The sequence below is a fragment of the Cytobacillus sp. MT66 genome (assembly GCF_058792595.1).
This window is the reverse complement of record NZ_JBXAFB010000009.1, coordinates 190,563-211,194: the sequence shown is the minus strand read 5'-3', so window position 1 is coordinate 211,194 and position 20,632 is coordinate 190,563. Positions and strand designations below refer to the sequence as shown.

The following is a 20,632-nucleotide window of genomic DNA, read 5'->3' as shown; positions in this document are numbered from 1 at the left end:
GAGGCTGAAGAGGCGCCCCTGCTAAGGGTGTAGGTCGCGTAAGCGGCGCGAGGGTTCAAATCCCTCCTTCTCCGCCATTATTGGCCCCTTGGTCAAGCGGTTAAGACACCGCCCTTTCACGGCGGTAACACGGGTTCGAATCCCGTAGGGGTCATAAACCTGTCAACTAAATAGTTGACAGGTTTTTTTTATGTTCAAAAGCGGGGTGCTTTGGGGAAAATTCTTAACTAGGTTAGAACTAAAAACCACATTAGTGCCAGAAAACTTAAGTAAAATCATCTTAAGGAACTAACATCCCAAGTTAGTGCCCGAACCAGCTTGAAACTTCTTATTTTGGGCACTAATAAAGACATCATCTCTAAATTAACGCGTTAATCCCCTGGGGGCCTGACCCCCATCACTTTAATGTGCTAAAAAACAGGCCCGCATTCCGCTGCCTACCATTCTTGTTCTCCTGCATCCTGGAGGTCCATTTCTGATGTGATTCCGGTTGAGGGTCCGCGGAAGAGTTCTCCGGCTGCGATGATTTTGCCGTCTGGCGGGCCGAAGATTGGAGTTTTCACCTCATTTTTTGAATGTTTTTTGATCAGGTATTCCTCTTCTTTATTGCTCAAAATATTATTCCCTCCTACATATTTCAAAAAGATTATTTTTTTTATTATGTCAAATAAAGCAGCAGATTATGTCGAAATGGACAGAAGCGAGGCGAATGCCTTCGATTTATGCCAGAATGGCATGGTTTGTGTCAAAAAATTTAGATAACATTTACAAGGTTTTTTTTACCCACACTCGAATATAAATTAAAGTGATTGTGCCTATTTTGCATTTTTGCGAAAAGAGGTTTCAAGAAACAGACAGATTTGATTTGTTTAACAGGGAGTAGGTATGGATGAATACTGCATATCCGACTGATTTTCAGCTGCACTTATTTCACGAGGGGACACTCTATGAAAGCTATCGTTTGTTTGGTTCACATGTAATCAAAGAGGATGAGCAAGTGTACACACGATTTTGTGTTTGGGCTCCTCACGCGAAAGCCGTGCGATTGGTTGGAGATTTTAACAACTGGAATGGTAAGAACCATCGATTACATAAGGTCAATGATGGGGGCGTCTGGAATATTCTTATTGAAGGAGATATGGAAGGCGCCCAGTATAAATATGAAATTGAGAGCGAATCGGGACATAAGCAGCTAAAAGCAGATCCGTTTAGTTTCTTTTCTGAAGTAAGGCCTGGGACTGCATCAATTGTCAGCTCGCTGGATGGCTATGAATGGAACGACAGTCAATGGATGAAGAAACGGGAAAGAAACTGTACAAGGAATGAACCAATGGCCATTTATGAAGTGCATTTAGGTTCATGGAAAAGACGGGAGGATGGAAGCTTCCTGACTTATCGGGAATTGGCCGAGGAGTTAATCCCGTATGCGGCTGAGCATGGGTTTACCCATATAGAGCTGCTGCCGCTCATAGAGCATCCTTTAGATGCTTCATGGGGCTATCAGGGGACGGGTTATTATTCGATTACCAGCCGCTATGGAACACCGCATGATTTTATGTATTTTATTGATCAATGTCATATCCACGGTATTGGTGTCATCCTTGACTGGGTGCCTGGCCATTTTTGCAAGGATGCCCATGGTCTCTATCAGTTTGACGGCACCTCTCTTTTTGAATACGAGACTCCTTGGGATCGGGAGAATTATGTATGGGGTACGGCTAATTTTGATCTTGGAAAAAATGAGGTGCAAAGCTTTCTCATATCCAATGCACTGTTTTGGCAGGAGTATTACCATATTGACGGATTTCGGATTGATGCCGTAGCAAACATTATTTATTGGCCAAACGAGCCTTATAAAAAAGAGAATCCATTTGGCATTCAATTTTTGAAAAAGCTCAATCAAACCCTGGCTGAATATGACCCTTCCTTTATGATTTTTGCTGAGGATTCTACGGAATGGCCGCAGGTGACATCACCTGTCCAATATGGAGGATTAGGATTCACCTATAAATGGAATATGGGCTGGATGAATGATGTGCTTGCTTACATGGAAGCCTTGCCTGAACACCGCACAGCTTCCCATGGGAAAATGACCTTTTCTCTTTTATATGCCTTTTCAGAATGCTTTGTTCTTCCTTTGTCACATGATGAAGTGGTTCATGGCAAAAAGTCCCTGCTTTCAAAAATGCCGGGAGATTATTCGGAGAAATTTGCCCAGCTCCGCTTGCTTCTTGGCTATATGATTGCCCATCCCGGAAAAAAGCTCCTGTTTATGGGGGCGGAGCTTGGGCAATTTGATGAATGGAAGGATAATGGGGAGCTGGATTGGAATCTGTTAGAGTTTGAAATGCATCAAAAGTTAAATACGTATGTGAAAGAACTATTAAAGATTTATCGGCGTTCAAAACCTCTGTTTGAATTAGATCATCTGCAGGAGGGGTTTGAGTGGATTGATGTGAACAATTCTCACCAGTCCATCTTTTCTTTTATCCGCAATGGTGTAAAAGAGGATGAACATCTGGTGGTTGTTTGTAATTTTACTAACCGCGTCTATCACAATTATCAAATTGGCGTCCCTAAGGAAGGTTCCTACCGGGAGATCTTTAACAGCGACCGGGATCATTTTGGCGGTGCCAATAATGTCAATAAAAGCGTGTTAAAAACAGCACAGGAAGAGTTTCACGGGAAACCTTACTGTATTAGAATGACGATACCGCCGTTTGCGATATCAATTTTGCGGCCAGTAAAGCATAGGAAGGAGAGGAAAGGAAATGGGAAAGAAAAAGTGCGTAGCCATGCTGCTGGCAGGAGGGAAAGGAAGCAGGCTCCATTCATTGACTGAAAACTTAGCAAAGCCTGCCGTACCATTTGGGGGAAAATACAGAATCATCGACTTTACCCTGAGTAATTGTACAAATTCAGGAATTGACACGGTAGGTGTACTTACACAATATCAGCCTCTGATCTTGAATTCCTATATCGGAATTGGAAGCGCATGGGATCTTGATCGAAGAAACGGAGGAGTCACAGTTTTGCCCCCATACAGTGAGTCTTCTGAGGTAAAGTGGTATTCCGGGACCGCGAGTGCCATCTATCAAAATTTAAATTATTTATTGCAGTATCAGCCGCAGTATGTCCTTATCCTCTCCGGTGACCATATTTATAAAATGAATTATGAAAAAATGCTTGAATACCATATTGAAAAAGATGCTGATGTGACGATTTCGGTGATTGAGGTTCCCTGGGAAGAAGCAAGCAGGTTTGGCATCATGAATACGAATGATGAATTTCGTGTTGCTGAATTTGAAGAAAAGCCAGAAGCGCCAAAGAATAATCTCGCATCCATGGGAATATACATTTTCAGCTGGCCGCTTTTAAAAGAGTATTTAGAAAGAGACAGCCGAAATTCAGAATCAAGTCATGATTTTGGCAAGGATATTATTCCGCTTTTATTAAAAGAACAAAGAAAGCTGTACGCCTATCCATTTAAGGGCTATTGGAAGGATGTAGGCACGGTAAGAAGCCTTTGGGAAGCCAATATGGATCTGCTCGATGAAAGCTGTGAGCTGAATTTATTTGATCAGGATTGGCGCATTTATTCTGTTAATCCTAATCACCCGCCTCAATATATATCAACAGAAGCGAAGGTGAATGAATCCCTCATTAATGAAGGGTGCACGATTGAAGGGGATGTCCACCGCTCCGTTCTTTTTCAAGGTGTAACTGTTGGCAGAGGGTCACTGATTTCAGAGACGGTCGTCATGCCCAATGCAGTCATTGGAGAAAATGTGCTCATTGAAAAGGCGATTGTCCCTCCGGATGCCGTGATACCAGATGGAACAGTTATTAGGGCAGCTGAAGGAGACGATGATATTATTCTAGTTTCGGATGATCTGCTGCGCCAATATATCTCTTAATGGGCTTAAATATATAGAAATGTGCTCATTAGTGAACAAATTAGTCCGCAGTATAACACGATACATGACTTGAAAATGACAATTGCTGTCTAGCGGCAGCGCCTGAATGGGCGCTAACGCATCTTTATTGGAGGGGATGAAATGGGAAAGAGAATTCTTGGGGTAATAGATGCAACAACCTATCATGATGGACTGGAAAAGCTGATGGGCCACCGGTCTCTGGCTGCCATTCCATTTGCTGGAAGGTACCGCCTAATTGATTTTGTCCTTTCGAATATGGTCAATTCAGGGATAGAAAGTGTAGCCATTTTTCCAAAATACCAATACCGCTCTTTAATGGATCATTTAGGATCAGGAAAAAACTGGGACTTAGATAGAAAAAGAGATGGACTTTTCTTTTTTCCGTCTCCTGTGATCGATGCAATCACCAATGGAATTGGTTCATTTAGCCACTTTGCAGCAAATCTGGATTACTTTTATAAAAGTAAACAGGAATATGCCTTAATCACCAATTGTTCAACTGTATTTAATATGGATTTCCGTCCCGTTTTAGAAAAACACATTCAAATGGGCTGTGATATTACTGAGATATGTCACCAGGGAAAATCACTGCAAATGTATCTGATTAAAACCTCTTTACTGATTCATTTAATAGAAACGAAAAGAATGACCGGTTATTCCTGTATGAAAGATGTTGTTTCCAGCCGCCATCACTCCTATCAAATTTGTACATATGAATATAACGGGTATGCGGAAATCATCGACTCGATTCAATCATATTTCTCAGCCAATATGGCTTTATTGGACTCACAGGTATGGAAGCATTTATTTCTTAAGCAGCACCCAATTTATACAAAAGTGAAGGATGAACCGCCAACCCGCTATAAAAAAGGAGCTTCTGTTTATCATTCTATGATTGCAAACGGGTGTCAGATTGAGGGAAAAGTTGAGAATAGCATTATTTCACGCGGGGTAAAGATCGGCAAGGGGGCTGTCGTGAAAAATTGCATTATTATGCAAAAGTGCGTAATTGGAGATCATAGTTTACTAGATTCAGTGATTATTGATAAGGATGTAAAAATAGAACCTGGAGCCAAAATAATAGGCACAGATCAATTGCCAGCTGTCTTAGAAAAAGGTGTACGACAAGGAGCTCTGATGAATTCGTGAAGGTATTATTTGCTGTTTCTGAATGTACCCCGTTTATTAAATCAGGGGGCTTGGCTGATGTTGCAGGGTCATTGCCTAAGGAGCTTTTGAAGCAAGGGACCGATGTCCGTGTGATCCTGCCAAAATATGGGGCAATCCACCAGGAATTTAAGAATCAGATGACAAAAAAGGCGGAGTTTACAGTTAATGTGGGCTGGAGGGTGCAATATTGCGGAATAGATGAACTGAAATATCAGGGGATCACTTATTATTTTATTGATAATGAATACTATTTTAAGCGTGATCGGATGTACGGCTATTTCGATGATGGCGAGCGTTTCGCCTATTTCACCCGGGCGGTTTTAGAGTCAATAGGCACCTTGGACTTTTATCCGGATGTTATACACTGCCATGATTGGCATGCAGGGATGATTCCTTTCCTTTTAAAAGCAGAGTATCGGGCAAGACAGGGCTATGAATATATTAAGAGCGTATTTACTATCCATAATCTCCAATTTCAGGGGATTATGCCAAAGGAAGCTCTCGGTGATTTATTTGGCCTTCCTGACAGGTATTTTCATATAGACCAGCTTGAATTCTACGGCCAGATTAATTTTATGAAGGGTGCCATCGTTGCTGCTGACAAAATTACAACGGTAAGCCCTACATATAAGGATGAAATTCTAACAGAATACTATGGGGAAAAACTGCATGAACTTCTTGAGAGCAGGGTAACTGACCTCGATGGAATCCTAAATGGAATAGATGATGAATTCTATCATCCTGGGAAAGATCCATTTTTATATAAAAACTTTAGTGCCGATGAACTTGAGAAAAAGCTAATAAATAAGCTGTATTTGCAGGCAAAGTTTGGTTTGCCGAGCAAAGCGGAAATTCCGCTGATCACCATGGTTACTAGACTGACGAAACAAAAAGGGCTTGAACTGGTCCGCCATGTCTTTTGGGAGCTGATGGCTGAAGATGTTCAGCTTTTGATTCTTGGGACAGGGGACCCCGAGTTTGAGCAATTTTTCCGTGACATGGAAACAGCTTATCCAAGAAAATGCCGGGCCTATATAGGGTTTGATGAAGGCCTTGCACACCAGATTTATGCGGGCAGCGATTTATTTCTTATGCCTTCTAAATTTGAGCCGTGCGGACTAGGACAGATGATTGCTATGAGGTATGGGGCGATTCCAATTGTAAGAGAGACGGGCGGATTAAATGATACAGTTTCATCATTTAATGAACTGACTGGTGAAGGCAACGGCTTTTCTTTCAAAAACTTTAATGCCCATGACATGCTTTTTACAATCGAACTGGCACTAAGCTTTTATCGTGATGACAAGGCATGGAAAACGATTGTGAAAAATGCCATGAAAATGGATAATAGCTGGGCACAGTCAGCCTTTAAATATAACTGCTTGTATGCTGAGCTCATCTCTAGGAGTGAGAGTCATGTTTTCTGATAAAGAATCATTTAAAGAAGCTTTTTTAAAAAGGCTTGAAATGCTCTGCGGAAAAAGCTTCAAAGAAAGTACAAAGAGAGATCAGTATTTTACTTTAGGAAATATGATTAGAGAGTATGTCAGCACCGCGTGGATTCAAACAAACGAGCGGAACAGGACTGCAAAAGGCAAGCAGGTTTACTACCTTTCGATTGAATTCTTATTAGGGAGACTTTTGCATCATAATCTTCTTAATTTAGGGCTAGAGGATACTGTACGGGAAGGGCTCGCCGATTTGGGCATTGAGCTAAGCGGTCTGGAAGAATCTGAGGCCGACGCTGGGCTAGGAAACGGGGGACTAGGCAGGCTTGCAGCATGCTTTATGGACTCCTTAGCATCACTCAATTTGCCAGGACATGGCTGTGGAATCCGTTATAAGCACGGATTATTTGAACAGAAAATTGTGGATGGCTATCAGGTGGAACTGCCAGAACAATGGCTCCGCCACGGTCATGTCTGGGAGGTAAGAAGAGCTGATTTAGCCGTAGAGATCCCATTCTGGGGGAATGTCGAAAGCAGGGTGGATAACGGCCGTCTTGTCTTTCGCCATGAAAACGCTGAAATGATCACAGCGGTGCCGTATGATATGCCAATTGTCGGCTATAAGACCAATACCGTTAACACATTAAGGCTTTGGAGTGCCGAGCCCTCACCGTACCCTATCCATCGGGATATTTTGAAATATAAGAGGGAAACGGAAGCGGTCTCTGAGTTTTTATATCCCGATGATACACATGATGACGGAAAAATCCTGCGATTAAAACAGCAGTATTTTCTTGTGTCTGCCAGCATACGCTCCATTATCCGCTCCTACCGGAAGCAATTTGACAGCTTGTATGAATTTCATGAGCATGTCAGCATTCATATCAATGACACCCATCCGGTTCTTGCGATTCCAGAATTGATGCGCATCTTTATTGATGAGGAAGGAATGAACTGGGAGGATGCCTGGAATATAACCGTTAACACGGTCTCATATACAAATCATACGACATTATCAGAAGCGCTGGAAAGGTGGCCCGAGCATATTTTTAAACCCTTGCTGCCGCGGATTTTTATGATTGTTCATGAGATTAACGAGCGTTTTTGCCGCATGCTCTGGGAAAAATATCCCGGAGATTGGAAACGCATTGAAAACATGGCCATCATTGCCCATGAGCAAATTAAGATGGCTCATTTGGCCTTGGCAGGAAGCCATAGTGTTAATGGAGTAGCTGCCCTTCATACGGAAATATTAAAAAATCGTGAAATGAAATCCTTCTATGACATTTATCCGGAGAAGTTTAATAATAAAACAAATGGCATTACCCACAGAAGATGGCTGCTAAAAGCAAATCCTCTGCTTTCTAAGCTTATTTCAGATGGAATCGGGAGTGGGTGGGTACAGAATCCTGAGAAGCTTTCTGAACTGATTCACTTTCAAGAAGACCGTGTTTTTCTGGAACAGCTTGGCCGCATCAAACAGCAAAACAAAATAAGGCTGGCTAAGCGAATCAGAGAAAAGACGGGGCTTAACATTGATACAAACTCTATTTATGATATCCAGGTGAAGCGGCTTCATGCCTATAAACGCCAGCTCCTGAACATTTTGCATGTCATGTATCTATATAACCAGCTGAAAGAAGATCCAGGGTACCATATGCATCCAAGAACCTTTATTTTCGGGGCGAAAGCTTCACCTGGCTACTATTATGCAAAAAAGATTATCAAACTGATCAACACAGTTGCCGATAAGGTTAATCATGATCCGCTGGTAAACGAAAAACTAAAGGTTGTTTTCCTGGAAAATTACCGTGTTTCCTTGGCGGAGGAGATTTTTCCTGCAGCAGACATAAGCGAACAAATTTCTACGGCAAGCAAGGAAGCATCCGGTACGGGGAATATGAAATTTATGATGAATGGGGCATTAACGGTCGGCACGCTAGATGGCGCCAATGTTGAAATTATGGAAAGATGCGGCCGAGAAAATATTTTTATCTTTGGCCTGACCGCCCAGCAGGTAATGACCTATTATGAGCAAGGCGGGTACAACTCCATGGATTATTACCACCATGATAAAAGAATCCGCAAGGCTGTTGACCAGCTGACAAACGGATTCTTCCCGGATATTGAGGATGAATTCGAGCCTATTTTCGATTCACTGCTGATCGAAAATGATCAATATTTTGTGCTTCGAGATTTTGACTCTTATGTCAATATTCAGCAAAAAGCTGGAAAAGCATACGAAAATCAGGAGGCATGGCAGCAAATGAGCTTAGCCAATATAGCTGCATCAGGCTATTTCTCCAGTGACAGGACAATAAAAGAATATGCAGAAGATATCTGGCACATAAAATAAGGAAGCAGAAAGCTGCTTCCTTCTTCTTAATGTTTATCTTCTTCGACATATCCGTCTGTCTGATCAAAGGGAAGATCAAAAAACGGTGTATCGGTGCCCGCTTCATCCAGCATGGCTTCATATTCCTCGTGTTTTTTCGACGGGTAGACGATTCTTTGTGTGCCTTCGAGATTATTGCCGATAAACGTTTCATAATCCTCAGTAAAGCCTTCATCATCATGGCCTTCATTATAAAGTGAATTATAATCCTCATAATCCCCCCTCAGATCAGAAGGTGTTTCAGATGTTCCCCAGCGGGCAACCTCTTGGAAGCTATCCTCATCATCAACCACTTCGCGAAACTGATGGTGCTGGAATGTATTTCCGTGTGCCGGCTCTAAAACATCTTCCTCAACCGGACGGTCACCTGGAATATGCTGTTCGGGACTATGTTCTTTACAATATAAGGTATATGGGAGAACCTCCAGGCGTTCAAAGGGAATATCCCCTCCGCATACCTTGCATTTGCCATACGAACCTTCTTCAACAGCTTGTAAAGCGGCGTTAACCTTGTCCATTTGAGAATCATGATGTTCTTCAAGAGCAAAATCCTTTGTCCGTTCGTATAAGTCTGTTCCTGTGTCTGCGGGGTGATTATCATACATTGAAAGTTCACCTGTAGTATGTCTCATCGCCACATTCTCAAGGCTGCCTTCCTTTTCCCCTTGCAAGTATGTTTCTAAAGCATTCTTTTCTTCTATAAGCTGTTCTTTAAGTTGGTTAAGCTGCTGCGCTGATAGCAAAACATATCACATCCTCGTAAGTTCATTACTGCAAAAAAAACAGATACCATGGGTTTAGTATGAACTTTATTAGCGAAAACATGAGAAATGATTTCTGCTCCAATCATCTCGGTATTGAAAATAGTACGTCATAAAAAAATCCCTGCAAAAATGCAGGGATTATTTCTATAAAAGATAGCCTAAGAATAGGCCAATGGATAGCAAAAATCCAAAGAATGTATTGGTTTGAGCGGTTGCTTTCATGGCAGGCATCATTTGCATAGGAATGGTTTTTCCGATAAATCCTTTTGTTGCCTTAATAGCCTTTGGAGCACTTAAGATGACGATAGCCAGCCATGGTGAAATAATATTCATGATAATTAGGACAAAAACCCACACATAGGAAACGATAAACATACCAGCTAAAAATCTTATCGCACCATTTCTGCCAAGCAGGATAGCCAGCGTCTTTCTTCCAAATTCTTTATCCCCGTCCAAATCACGGATATTATTTGACATCAAAATCGCGCCAACAAGAATTAATATAGGAATAGAAACAAGGACGCTAGTTGCAGAGACAGTTCCTGTTTGAATAAAATAGGAAATTAAAATAATCATCATGCCCATAAAGAAACCGGCAAATAGCTCGCCAAAAGGTGTATAGGCGATAGGAAGCGGACCCCCAGTATACAGGTAGCCGACAATCATACAGACGATACCGACAAGTGCGAGCCACCAGCTGCTGTTCATGCAAATATAAACGCCGATTAATATAGAAATGGCGTATAAGCCGAGAGCTGCCTTCATGACCGTGGCAGGCTGGATGCCGTCGCGGACAATGGCACCGCCAATGCCGACAGATTCTTCCGTATCTAATCCCCGTTTAAAATCATAGTACTCATTAAACATATTTGTTGCTGCCTGGATCAACATGCTTGCGATAAGCATAGCCAGAAATAATCCGAAATGAATGTTTGTATCTTGAATGGCTAAGGCTGTTCCGAGAAGGACAGGCACAAATGAAGCCGTAAGCGTGTGCGGCCTCGTTAGTTGATACCATGTCTTCCATCCTTTTGAGGCAGGCGGAACATTTGTATGCATTTGAGTTTGCACATATCTCTCCCCTTGTCATTTTTTACTTTGAGAATTGTCTAGCTCCAGCGCCTAGCCCCTCGAGTCATAAGCCAAGCCGTCAAGAAGGTTAAAGAACAACCTTCCTGCCGTCTTGTCTTATGATGTTCGGGGCTGATCAAGGCGCTTCCGCTTTTCTTAATTCAAACCTATTAATTTTAACCGAAAAGAATATACTTGTCAAAAAAGAGTAAAACTACTTTCAATGTATAGTCTAAGAGGAATAGACAATAGTGTCAATGGTATAGACTGTGCACTATTGGTGTTTATTAACAGGAAAGTCATGGTCTTTAGTGGCTTAAGATGACTTTAATTGACATAGGAATGATGTGAGGTGTATGTTAAAATAAGCTAAGAATGAAGAAGATAACAGCCTTTCGCTGTTGGTGGAGGGATTTTTTTGGTTACCATACAAGAAACGGAACTAAAAGAAGGGATCCTTGAAGCGATTGAAAGAGCGAAGTCTTTATCAAAGCCAATTTTAGTCAGCGAAGTTCAGCCAATCACTCCCATTGATCCGCTTGCGTTTTTTGCTTCCGGCAGGGAGGAATTTTTGGGTGAACGATTTTTTTGGAAGGACCCAAAAGACGAGAATTTTCTTATTGGACTAGGAATATGTAATCAGATTGAAACGGATCAGGCGGCTGGCCGCTTTTTTCATGCAGAAAAAGAATGGCAGCGCTTCATGGAAGATTCAATTATAGATAATCCTTACCAGAAGAATGGAGTAGGTCCCGTCATGTTTGGCGGCTTTTCATTTGACCCGCTGAAGGAAAAAACAAAGCTTTGGTCAAAGTTTTCAGATACATTATTTCATATACCTTCTTTTATGTATAGCTATATTAATGGTGAAGCCTTTTTAACTACAAATGTTTGCTGCACCAAGCATGATCAGCCTTCCTTAGCAGAGAAAATAACTGCAGACCGAAAGGCTTTAATAGATTCGTTATCAGACATTCTTCAGACAGAAGAGAGCAAGCTCGTTAAGGAATTGGAGATAAAGCCTGATGAATGGAAAGACACAGTTTCTGCTATTGTAAAGGAATTAAAGGAAGAAGGGCCGTTAGAAAAGGTTGTACTGGCCAGAGAAGAAAGACTGCATTTCGAAAAGGATGTTCAAGCAGAACAGGTCCTTTTGCAGCTTTTGAAGCAGCAGCCTGAGAGCTTTATATTTGCTCTTGAATCAAACGGAGACTGCTTTATTGGCGCGTCACCTGAACGACTTGTTAAGAAGGATAAAGATAGACTCTTTACAACATGTCTTGCTGGTTCGATTGCCAGAGGCAAGACAGAGCAGGAAGATGAGAAGCTTGGCAAAGAATTGCTGTCAGATCCGAAAAATGTCATGGAACATCAATATGTTGTTCGTATGATTAAAGAAGCAATGGAAGAAATATGCGAAGATGTCTCTCTGCCAAAGAGAACGCAATTATTAAAGATGAGAGATATTCAGCACCTATATACTCCGATCACCGGAAAGGCCAATGAAAGCACATCCCTGCTTTCATTAGTGGAACGTTTGCATCCTACTCCAGCACTTGGCGGACTTCCAAAACAGCAAGCTGTAGAGAAAATCCGTGAGGTGGAATTACTGGATCGCGGACTATATGGAGCGCCATTAGGATGGATGGATTATCGCGGAAATGGTGAATTTGCCGTATCAATCCGCTCAGGCCTCATCCAGGGGAAAGAGGCTTCTATTTTTGCAGGCTGCGGAGTTGTTCAGGATTCTAATGCAGAAAGTGAATATATAGAAACTAAAATTAAATTTCGGCCAATGCTGACAGCACTTGGAGGTAATAAAAAATGAATCATCAAGATGCTTTAACCTCTTACATCGCTGCATTTATATCTGAATTGAAAAATAGCGGGGTAGTGGACGTCGTCGTCAGTCCTGGATCCAGGTCTACCCCAATGGCCATGATTATCCTTGAGCATCCTGAGCTTCGTGCACATATTCATGTAGACGAACGCTCAGCTGCTTTTTTTGCGTTAGGAATGGCAAAAGCCAAGAAACGCCCTGTAGCCATTCTATGTACATCAGGCACAGCAGCGGCCAACTATTTGCCAGCGATTGTGGAGGCCAAACACTCAAGAGTTCCGCTTATTGTTTTAACTGCTGACAGACCTCATGAATTAAGAGATGTGGGTGCTCCTCAGGCAATTGAACAAATCAATCTATATGGAAAAAATGTAAAATGGTTTGTTGAAATGGCGCCGCCTGAAAATTCAAAGGAAATGCTTCGTTATGCAAGAACTGTGTGTGCAAGAGCCGCAGCTATTGCCAAGCGTTCTCCTGCCGGGCCCGTTCATCTCAATTTTCCATTTAGAGAGCCCCTCATTCCTAAACTCGACGAGGAAGGGCTTTTTGAACAAAGTGAACGCTCAGGCGGGTATGTATCCGTAGAGTCAGGAGAATTGAGACTTAATGAAGAGCAATATAAAGAGATGGGCCAATGTATAGCCTCATATAAAAAAGGAATAATCGTATGCGGTCCAATCGAAGAGGAAGGATTTAAAGAAGCTGTCATTAATCTTGGCAGAAAACTTCAATTTCCTATCTTGGCAGACCCGCTTTCCCAATTAAGGAGCGGCACACATGACAGCAGCCACATCATTGATACATATGATACATTCTTAAAAAATAATGGTGATGCCAAGCGATTTTTAAAGCCGGAAGTCATCCTCCGATTTGGTGCCATGCCGGTCTCCAAGCCATTAACGATATTTATGAAGGAAAATGACGATGTCCGCCAGCTTGTTATTGACGGCGGTGCAGGCTGGAGAGATCCTGGTATTGTCTCATCAGAAATGATTTATTGCCATGAAACCGATTTTTGTGAATCTGTTCTTCCGTTTGTTCAGCAAGCCGAAGAGGATGATTATCTTGCTAGGTGGAGTAAAATTAATCAGCTGACAAGAGAATATCTAGGGAAAATCAATGATGTCGAAAGCTTGAGCGAAGGAAAATTATTTTATAACCTTCCTGAATGGCTTCCAGATGGTTCCGCGTTATTTGTAGGAAACAGTATGCCAATAAGAGATTTAGATACGTTTTTTCATAATAACAAAAAGAACATTCGTATTATGGGCAATCGCGGGGCAAACGGAATCGACGGTATTGTTTCAACAGCCTTGGGTGCTGCCGTTTATGAACAGCCGCTTTATTTAGCTCTTGGGGATTTGACCTTTTTTCATGACATGAATGGATTAATCGCTTCAAAGCAATTTCAAATTGATATCACTGTATTATTAATCAATAATAATGGAGGCGGCATTTTCTCATTTTTGCCTCAGGCGAATCACCCGAAAAATTTTGAAAAGCTGTTTGGCACGCCGCTTGACTTGAAATTTCAGCATGCTGTTGAAATGTATGGCGGCCATTACGAATTGGCTGAAAACTGGGAGCAGCTGTCAAATTATCTCCAAAACAATGCAGGCAAGAAAGGCTTGAAGGTTGTGGAGATTACAACCAATCGGGATACGAATACTCTTGAGCACCGTGAGCTTTGGGAGTCGGTTTCCCGGGAAATTAGTCGATATATAGAAGGCGAATGCTGATGTATTTTGACATAAGAGGATTGAACTATCATGCAGAGCTGTGGGAGCCTCTTCATGCATCTTTGGATGAAAAACATGAATCCGAGAGGCACCCTCTTATTATGCTTCATGGGTTTACTGGAAGCAGCTCCTCCTGGAAAGGCTTTGAAGAAAATTGGAAGGCACATTCCGTGGGAGCAGCAATTGATATTGTTGGCCATGGCAGGACAGATTCTCCTAATGATCTTATGCGATATGACATTGAATCGGCTGCAGAAGACTTAAATCTTCTATTAGACCAAGCAGGTATTGAAAAAACGGATCTTCTCGGCTATTCCATGGGGGGAAGATTGGCAATCACTTTTGCTGTAAAGTATCCAAAAAAAGTACGGAAATTGATTCTTGAGAGCACTTCTCCTGGTCTTGAAACTGAAAAGGAACGAAAGGCTAGGAGAATCAGTGATGAAAATCTGGCACAGCAAATTCTGTTGAATGGAGTAGAGGAATTTGTTGAGTACTGGGAGAATATTCCCCTTTTTGAAAGCCAAAAAGGCCTTCCGAAGAATGTTCGCATGCAGATCCGAGCGGAAAGACTGGCTCATTCGGCAAAAGGGCTGGCCAATAGCTTGAAAGGAATGGGAACCGGTGCACAGGCCTCGTGGTGGGATGAGCTTTCTGGCTTAGACATGCCGGTCTTATTGATTACTGGAAGCCTTGATGAAAAGTTTTGCCGTATAGGAAAAAAGATGCTGGATAAATTAAAAGATGGCTATCATATTATTGTTGATCATGCCGGACATGCAATTCATGTGGAGAAACCTGAAAAATTTGGTACAATAGTAAGTGGGTTTTTAACCAGCAAATAGTGCAAACACATTTCCTTCCCAAATGGAAGCGGATACTGTATAACTTTTACATAATTTTTAAGCTGGTCAACTCTCTATTTTAATATAAGGAGGAATTTTGTATGGCAGCAGTTGAATGGGTTGCTGGGAAGAAGTATGAAGAAATCATTTATGAAACATACAATGGGATTGCAAAAATCACCATGAACCGCCCAGAAAAACATAATGCATTTACACCAAGAACCGTTGCGGAAATGATTGATGCTTTTGCAATGGCACGTGATGATTCCAATGTCGGTGTAATTATTCTAACAGGTGCCGGAGACAAGGCGTTTTGTTCCGGAGGAGACCAAACTGTACGCGGACATGGAGGATATGTGGGTGATGACCAAATTCCTCGTTTAAATGTTCTTGATTTACAGCGTTTAATTCGTGTCATTCCAAAACCAGTTGTGGCTATGGTTAAAGGCTATGCCATCGGCGGAGGCCATGTGCTTCATATTGTATGTGATTTAACCATTGCGGCTGACAATGCAGTATTTGGCCAAACAGGACCTAAAGTTGGAAGCTTTGATGCAGGTTATGGTTCAGGCTATTTAGCCCGCATCGTCGGCCATAAAAAAGCCCGTGAAATTTGGTATCTTTGCCGCCAGTATAATGCGCAGGAAGCATTGGATATGGGCTTAGTCAATACCGTTGTGCCTCTTGAACAAGTGGAAGAGGAAACAATTAAATGGTGTGAAGAAATGCTTGAAAAGAGCCCAACTGCTTTGCGCTTCTTAAAGGCTGCCTTTAATGCCGATACTGATGGTCTTGCGGGTATTCAGCAATTCGCTGGAGATGCGACACTATTGTATTACACAACAGATGAAGCTAAAGAAGGCCGTGACTCATTCAAGGAAAAGCGCAAGCCAGACTTTGGACAATTCCCGCGTTTCCCTTAATAAAATAGCAGTAAGGAGCAGCTTGGTTTAATACCAAGCTGTTTTTATATAAACATTGTTTTAGTTTGCTTTTAGGAGTGTAAAAATGAGTGATCAAATGATGGAGAATTTTATCATCAAAAGAGCGTTTTTAACACCAGAACGGCCTGCCTTATATTTTGATGGAGAAACTTATACCTTTTTAGATGTTTATGAAAAAGCTTTACGGATTGCTGGACAATTAACAGGTTTTGGATTGGAGAAGGGCCAATACGCTGGCGCTCTTTTATCCAGCGATAAAGATACTATATTTATTTACTTAGCTTTTCATTTGCTTGGAGTTAAGGCTGTCATCTTAAATAACCGTCTAACACCAGCTGAATTAGCCTGGCAATTGAAGGACTCGGGGTCTGATTTTCTGATTACTGAAGAGAAATTTGCAGAAAAGACTAGAGAGATCAACCTTTCAAATATTGCCGCTATATTCAAGGAAGATTTATTTGACTCCAAGTATTTTGAACCAGCTATAGCAAGAGAAGTCAGCCTGGATGATGTTTGTACCATTATGTATACATCGGGGACAACAGGCCATCCTAAAGGGGTTTTGCAAACGTACGGAAATCATTGGTGGAGTGCGGTTGGATCAGCGCTGAATTTGGGATTATCCGAAAAGGATTGCTGGCTTTGTGCTGTTCCGCTTTTTCATATAAGCGGATATTCAATCTTTATGCGCAGTATTATATACGGTATGAAAATGGCACTTATGGCGTCCTTTCATGAAGAGAAGGCCATTGACATGATTCATCAGGAAAACGTGACCATTATGTCGGTCGTCAGTACAATGCTGACGCGGATGGAAGCGGTTCTAGGAGAAGAAAAAAAGCTGCCGGTGAATTTTCGCTGTATGCTTTTAGGCGGGGGACCTGCATCCAGGCCGATGCTTGAAAAGTGCAAAGAAAAAACTATACCCGTATACCAAAGCTATGGCATGACGGAAACCTCTTCACAAATTGTTACCCTCTCTCCTGAATACAGCTTTAGTAAATTAGGTTCCGCCGGCAAACCGCTATTCCCCTCCCAATTAAAAATACTGCGCACCGAGGGAGGGCAAGCCGAACCAAATGAGGCGGGTGAAATTGCTGTTAAGGGTCCAAATGTAACGAACGGCTATTTGAATCGTGAAGAAGAAACCGCTAAAAAAATGAAGGATGGCTGGCTAATGACAGGCGATATCGGCTACTTGGATAAAGAAGGGTTTTTATATGTGCTCGATCGCCGGTCTGATCTCATCATCTCAGGCGGGGAAAATATTTATCCAGCCGAGATTGAAGGGGTTCTTGCTTCACACCCAGGCATTTTGGATGCAGGTGTGATCGGCATGAAGGATGAGGTGTGGGGTGAAGTCCCAGCTGCTTTTGTTGTTTCTGGATCAGATGAACTAACGGACCACGACATAATTGAATTTTGCGCAGAGAAGCTTGCAAAGTATAAAATTCCAAAGAAAATATTCAGGATAAGGGAAATTCCAAGAAATGCATCAAAAAAGATATTGCGAAAGAACCTGCGTGAATATTTGAAGGAAATAGCTGAGTAGTTGGAATCCCTTCATTTGGAACGGATGAACATTTAACCCTTTCCATAACCTAAGATAGGGCAAAAAAGCCCGCACTTGTTGAACTTTAAAGGAGCGATAAAAATGGCTAAAGACGTTTTATGTGAAGTCAACAACTGTTCATTTTGGGAAAAGGGAAATAAATGTGCGGCTGAGCAAATCTACGTAGTCAGTCATACAGGCAAAAAGGCAGATACAAGCAAAGAAACAGACTGTCAAACATTTGACCCTGTTTAAAAGATAGCCACTTAACAAGTTGGTCTGCCAGCTTGTTGATGGACGGAAAAATCAACGGCATCGTTGTTTAACAAAAAAGTGAGCCTCATGCAGGCTCACTTTTCCTATTGATTTAACGCTTTTTTGAGATGATCGATATTTCTTTCCATCAATGTAAAATATGTTTCATTATTTTTAATATCTTCATCAGTTAAAACGGAAAGATTATGCAGAACTAAAGCCTCTGCTCCAAGTTCATTAATAATAACCTCTGTCGGTTTAGAAGTAACGTTTTGTTCGATAAAAATGTATTGCAAATGATACTTTTGGGCTTCACTTATAATGTTTTGAAGCTCCTTTTGTGTTGGCTCATCAGAAGAATTTAAGCCAGAGATACTTACTTGCTTAATATTATAGCGTTTCTCCCAATAGCCAAAAGCAGCGTGCGAAACAAAAAATTCTTTTATTGCTGCTTGATTTACCATATCTGTAAAATCAGCATTTAATTGGTCAAGCTCTTTGGCCAGTACGTCAAAATTGGCATTAAATTCTTCTTCATGATTAGGCATTTCGGCAATGAAAGCTTCCTTGACTGAGTTTGCTAAATCCTTTGCATAGACAGGATCAATCCATACATGAGGGTCAATATCTCCATGGTGATGACCGTCATCCTCATGGTGTTCCTCACCTTCTGTATGAGGTTCAAAGGTAATCCTATCTCCTGCAGAGATCATTTTAACATCTTCATTTTTTAATGTGGTTTTAGCTTTCTCAACGAAACCTTCAAGTCCTAAACCAATATAAATAAACAGGTCTGCGTCTGCCAGTTTAATCATATCCTTTTGGGTAGGCTCAAAGGAATGTTCATCTGCTCCCGGCGGATAAATAGTATGGGTTTCTGCATATTGGCCGCCGATTCTTTCGGAGAAATACTGCAAGGGATAAACAGTGGTATAGACTGTCAGTTTATCACTGCTTTTCTTCTCATTCGTATTGTTTTTCCCAGCACAGCCTGATAGCAAAAGGCTGATAGACAGGAAAAATAAAAAAAGCTTTTTCATTCGTTCTCCTCTCTCTCAATAAAATAAACCGTATTCATTTCGATTTATATTAGACTAAATACTTATTAATCGTAATCATTCCGATTCCAAATTTGATTTTAACAAAGAAACAATGCTGAAATCAAGGGAAAAGTGTGTTTGATTTTGAGTTCTTTTGGTATTCTTATATTAGTTGAAAACTTTCAGTTAATTTAGAGGAGATGAATTCAATGAAATTTCTGGATGAAATCTTAGAATTTAATCACGAATTTGTTGAGGAAAAAAAATATGAGGAATTTGCTACCACTAAATTTCCAAATAAAAAAATGGTCTTGCTGACTTGCATGGATACACGCCTTACTGAATTGCTGCCCAAAGCCCTAAACCTCAAAAACGGCGATGTGAAGATTGTTAAAAATGCAGGGGCGCTTGTAACCCATCCATTTGGAAGTATTATGAGAAGCTTGCTTGTGGCTGTCTATGAACTGAAGGCAGAGGAAGTAGCCATTATTGGACATCATGATTGCGGTATGAGCGGCATGAAGCCCGATAATATTATGGCGAGCATGAGGAAACGCGGAAAATCTGAGGCAGCCCTTGATACAATTACCTATTCGGGTGTCGATGTCAGAGAGTGGCTTAAAGGGTTTGAAAAAGTTGAAGAAAGCGTTGCCCATAGTGTAAAGATGGTAAAAAAACACCCATTAATGCCGGATGATGTCCCTGTACACGGCTTAGTCATCGATCCTAGCACAGGAAAACTGGATGTTGTTGTAAACGGATATGACGAGGTTTAAGTTTTCTTTTTTATAAAACCTTGCCATTCTTCCGGAACAGGGTCAATGCCTCCGGGATGCAGTGGATGGCATTTAACAATTCGTTTAACAGCCAGCCAGCCTCCCTTTAAAGCGCCAAACCTCTTAACAGACTCAAGGCCGTAATGAGAACAGGTCGGATAGAAACGGCAGCTTGGCGGTTTAAGAGGGGAAATCACTATTTGATAAAAACGGATTATGGCTATAAAAAATTGTTTCATTTTTTTCATCCCATTTCTTGTATCAATATCATTAAGATACCATATTGCCTTTGCACAAAAAAGAATGAAGCATAAAAAGAATTGCGTTACAATAGAGGAAGAGTTTAAAAAGGAGTGGGGAAAATATGCCTTCAGTAGAAAGCTTTGAATTAGACCATAATGCCGTTAAGGCTCCATATGTAAGACATTGCGGTGTTCATAAGGTTGGATCTGACGGGGTGGTAAATAAGTATGATATCCGCTTTTGCCAGCCGAATAAACAGGCGATGAAGCCTGATACCATTCATACTTTAGAGCATTTGCTTGCCTTTAATATTCGCACCTATTCTGAGAAATATGATCATTTTGATATCATTGATATTTCTCCAATGGGCTGTCAGACAGGATATTATTTAGTTGTGAGCGGTGAGCCGACTGTAGAGGAAATCATTGATCTGCTAGAAGATACAATGAAAGCCGCTGTTGAAGTGACTGAGATTCCGGCTGCCAATGAGAAGCAATGCGGCCAGGCTAAGCTTCATGATTTGGAAGGTGCCAAGCGTCTTATGCGTTTTTGGCTAAGCCAGTCAAAAGAAGAATTATTGCAGGTTTTTGCATAAAAAAATAAGGGGCTAGC

Annotated in this window: 18 protein-coding genes and 1 tRNA gene; 14 read left to right on the top strand and 5 right to left on the bottom strand. The window is 41.5% G+C overall.

Annotated elements, in window-relative coordinates; genetic code table 11:
• The first annotated feature begins 82 nt into the window (after window positions 1–82).
• Window positions 83–154, top strand: a tRNA-Glu gene (locus AC1Q59_RS17215).
• 283 nt (window positions 155–437) lie between these two features.
• Here the strand turns inward: AC1Q59_RS17215 and AC1Q59_RS17210 are convergent.
• Entirely contained in the window at window positions 438–614 is a 177-nt protein-coding gene (locus tag AC1Q59_RS17210; RefSeq protein WP_492367077.1) for a hypothetical protein, read from the bottom strand.
• A 275-nt stretch (window positions 615–889) separates the two neighbouring features.
• Between AC1Q59_RS17210 and glgB the strand changes: the two genes are divergently transcribed.
• The 5 genes from glgB (at window position 890) to AC1Q59_RS17185 (ending at window position 8,912) form a co-directional block, all read left to right on the top strand.
• On the top strand, window positions 890–2,842 hold the full coding sequence (glgB, locus tag AC1Q59_RS17205) for a 1,4-alpha-glucan branching protein GlgB (RefSeq protein ID WP_492367076.1): 1,953 nt from the start codon (window positions 890–892) through the stop codon (window positions 2,840–2,842).
• Window positions 2,772–3,917, top strand: a complete 1,146-nt coding sequence (locus AC1Q59_RS17200) for a glucose-1-phosphate adenylyltransferase (protein ID WP_492367075.1) — start codon at window positions 2,772–2,774, stop codon at window positions 3,915–3,917. Before glgB ends, AC1Q59_RS17200 begins: the two co-directional genes overlap by 71 nt.
• A gap of 141 nt (window positions 3,918–4,058) precedes the next feature.
• A complete protein-coding gene (locus AC1Q59_RS17195; RefSeq protein ID WP_492367074.1) occupies window positions 4,059–5,087 on the top strand; it encodes a GlgC family sugar phosphate nucleotidyltransferase in 1,029 nt (342 codons plus the stop codon).
• Window positions 5,084–6,535 (top strand): glycogen synthase GlgA, encoded by a 1,452-nt coding sequence (glgA, locus tag AC1Q59_RS17190; RefSeq protein WP_492367073.1) that lies wholly within the window; start codon window positions 5,084–5,086, stop codon window positions 6,533–6,535. Before AC1Q59_RS17195 ends, glgA begins: the two co-directional genes overlap by 4 nt.
• Complete coding sequence (locus tag AC1Q59_RS17185; RefSeq protein ID WP_492367072.1) at window positions 6,525–8,912, top strand: glycogen/starch/alpha-glucan phosphorylase; 2,388 nt, start codon at window positions 6,525–6,527, stop codon at window positions 8,910–8,912. The genes glgA and AC1Q59_RS17185 overlap by 11 nt, the downstream gene beginning before the upstream one ends.
• A gap of 26 nt (window positions 8,913–8,938) precedes the next feature.
• On the opposite strand, the gene AC1Q59_RS17180 is transcribed toward AC1Q59_RS17185, so the two are convergent.
• Together AC1Q59_RS17180 and AC1Q59_RS17175 are read right to left on the bottom strand one after the other, a co-directional pair.
• Entirely contained in the window at window positions 8,939–9,694 is a 756-nt protein-coding gene (locus tag AC1Q59_RS17180; RefSeq protein ID WP_492367071.1) for a TraR/DksA C4-type zinc finger protein, read from the bottom strand.
• Between the two features lie 165 nt (window positions 9,695–9,859).
• The gene (locus tag AC1Q59_RS17175; RefSeq protein ID WP_492367070.1) at window positions 9,860–10,786 is read right to left on the bottom strand and encodes a 1,4-dihydroxy-2-naphthoate polyprenyltransferase; all 927 of its coding nucleotides are present in this window, start codon (window positions 10,784–10,786) and stop codon (window positions 9,860–9,862) included.
• Between the two features lie 418 nt (window positions 10,787–11,204).
• Between AC1Q59_RS17175 and AC1Q59_RS17170 the strand changes: the two genes are divergently transcribed.
• From AC1Q59_RS17170 to AC1Q59_RS17145, 6 genes are all read left to right on the top strand, one after another.
• Window positions 11,205–12,614 (top strand): isochorismate synthase, encoded by a 1,410-nt coding sequence (locus tag AC1Q59_RS17170; RefSeq protein WP_492367069.1) that lies wholly within the window; start codon window positions 11,205–11,207, stop codon window positions 12,612–12,614.
• Window positions 12,611–14,365 carry a 2-succinyl-5-enolpyruvyl-6-hydroxy-3-cyclohexene-1-carboxylic-acid synthase gene (gene menD, locus AC1Q59_RS17165; RefSeq protein ID WP_492367068.1) on the top strand — a complete coding sequence of 585 codons (1,755 nt, stop codon included), beginning with the start codon at window positions 12,611–12,613 and terminating at the stop codon, window positions 14,363–14,365. The genes AC1Q59_RS17170 and menD overlap by 4 nt, the downstream gene beginning before the upstream one ends.
• Window positions 14,365–15,210, top strand: a complete 846-nt coding sequence (menH, locus tag AC1Q59_RS17160; protein ID WP_492367067.1) for a 2-succinyl-6-hydroxy-2,4-cyclohexadiene-1-carboxylate synthase — start codon at window positions 14,365–14,367, stop codon at window positions 15,208–15,210. Before menD ends, menH begins: the two co-directional genes overlap by 1 nt.
• Before the next feature lie 101 nt (window positions 15,211–15,311).
• The gene (gene menB, locus AC1Q59_RS17155) at window positions 15,312–16,133 is read left to right on the top strand and encodes a 1,4-dihydroxy-2-naphthoyl-CoA synthase (protein ID WP_492367066.1); all 822 of its coding nucleotides are present in this window, start codon (window positions 15,312–15,314) and stop codon (window positions 16,131–16,133) included.
• Between the two features lie 85 nt (window positions 16,134–16,218).
• A complete protein-coding gene (locus tag AC1Q59_RS17150) occupies window positions 16,219–17,706 on the top strand; it encodes an o-succinylbenzoate--CoA ligase (protein WP_492367065.1) in 1,488 nt (495 codons plus the stop codon).
• A 102-nt stretch (window positions 17,707–17,808) separates the two neighbouring features.
• Window positions 17,809–17,961, top strand: a complete 153-nt coding sequence (locus AC1Q59_RS17145; protein WP_492367064.1) for a DUF1540 domain-containing protein — start codon at window positions 17,809–17,811, stop codon at window positions 17,959–17,961.
• 104 nt (window positions 17,962–18,065) lie between these two features.
• Here AC1Q59_RS17145 and AC1Q59_RS17140 read toward each other — a convergent pair whose 3' ends face one another.
• Window positions 18,066–19,001 (bottom strand): metal ABC transporter solute-binding protein, Zn/Mn family, encoded by a 936-nt coding sequence (locus AC1Q59_RS17140; RefSeq protein ID WP_492367063.1) that lies wholly within the window; start codon window positions 18,999–19,001, stop codon window positions 18,066–18,068.
• A 209-nt stretch (window positions 19,002–19,210) separates the two neighbouring features.
• Here AC1Q59_RS17140 and AC1Q59_RS17135 point away from each other — a divergent pair, with 209 nt between their 5' ends.
• Complete coding sequence (locus AC1Q59_RS17135) at window positions 19,211–19,777, top strand: beta-class carbonic anhydrase (protein ID WP_492367062.1); 567 nt, start codon at window positions 19,211–19,213, stop codon at window positions 19,775–19,777.
• Here AC1Q59_RS17135 and yidD read toward each other — a convergent pair.
• Complete coding sequence (gene yidD / locus AC1Q59_RS17130; RefSeq protein WP_492367061.1) at window positions 19,774–20,016, bottom strand: membrane protein insertion efficiency factor YidD; 243 nt, start codon at window positions 20,014–20,016, stop codon at window positions 19,774–19,776. The genes AC1Q59_RS17135 and yidD overlap by 4 nt on opposite strands.
• Window positions 20,017–20,141: 125 nt before the next feature.
• On the opposite strand from yidD, the gene AC1Q59_RS17125 reads away from it, so the two are divergent.
• Window positions 20,142–20,615 (top strand): S-ribosylhomocysteine lyase, encoded by a 474-nt coding sequence (locus AC1Q59_RS17125; RefSeq protein WP_492367060.1) that lies wholly within the window; start codon window positions 20,142–20,144, stop codon window positions 20,613–20,615.
• Window positions 20,616–20,632: the final 17 nt, after the last annotated feature.

Bases quoted from the DNA above. Each gene is read 5' to 3' on its own strand.
- glgB (WP_492367076.1), top strand. From the start codon at position 890: ATGAATACTGCATATCCGACTGATTTTCAGCTGCACTTATTTCACGAG.
- AC1Q59_RS17200 (WP_492367075.1), top strand. From the start codon at position 2,772: ATGGGAAAGAAAAAGTGCGTAGCCATGCTGCTGGCAGGAGGGAAAGGA.
- AC1Q59_RS17195 (WP_492367074.1), top strand. From the start codon at position 4,059: ATGGGAAAGAGAATTCTTGGGGTAATAGATGCAACAACCTATCATGAT.
- AC1Q59_RS17185 (WP_492367072.1), top strand. From the start codon at position 6,525: ATGTTTTCTGATAAAGAATCATTTAAAGAAGCTTTTTTAAAAAGGCTT.
- menD (WP_492367068.1), top strand. From the start codon at position 12,611: ATGAATCATCAAGATGCTTTAACCTCTTACATCGCTGCATTTATATCT.
- menH (WP_492367067.1), top strand. From the start codon at position 14,365: ATGTATTTTGACATAAGAGGATTGAACTATCATGCAGAGCTGTGGGAG.
- menB (WP_492367066.1), top strand. From the start codon at position 15,312: ATGGCAGCAGTTGAATGGGTTGCTGGGAAGAAGTATGAAGAAATCATT.
- AC1Q59_RS17150 (WP_492367065.1), top strand. From the start codon at position 16,219: ATGAGTGATCAAATGATGGAGAATTTTATCATCAAAAGAGCGTTTTTA.
- AC1Q59_RS17145 (WP_492367064.1), top strand. From the start codon at position 17,809: ATGGCTAAAGACGTTTTATGTGAAGTCAACAACTGTTCATTTTGGGAA.
- AC1Q59_RS17140 (WP_492367063.1), bottom strand. From the start codon at position 19,001: ATGAAAAAGCTTTTTTTATTTTTCCTGTCTATCAGCCTTTTGCTATCA.
- AC1Q59_RS17135 (WP_492367062.1), top strand. From the start codon at position 19,211: ATGAAATTTCTGGATGAAATCTTAGAATTTAATCACGAATTTGTTGAG.
- yidD (WP_492367061.1), bottom strand. From the start codon at position 20,016: ATGAAACAATTTTTTATAGCCATAATCCGTTTTTATCAAATAGTGATT.
- AC1Q59_RS17125 (WP_492367060.1), top strand. From the start codon at position 20,142: ATGCCTTCAGTAGAAAGCTTTGAATTAGACCATAATGCCGTTAAGGCT.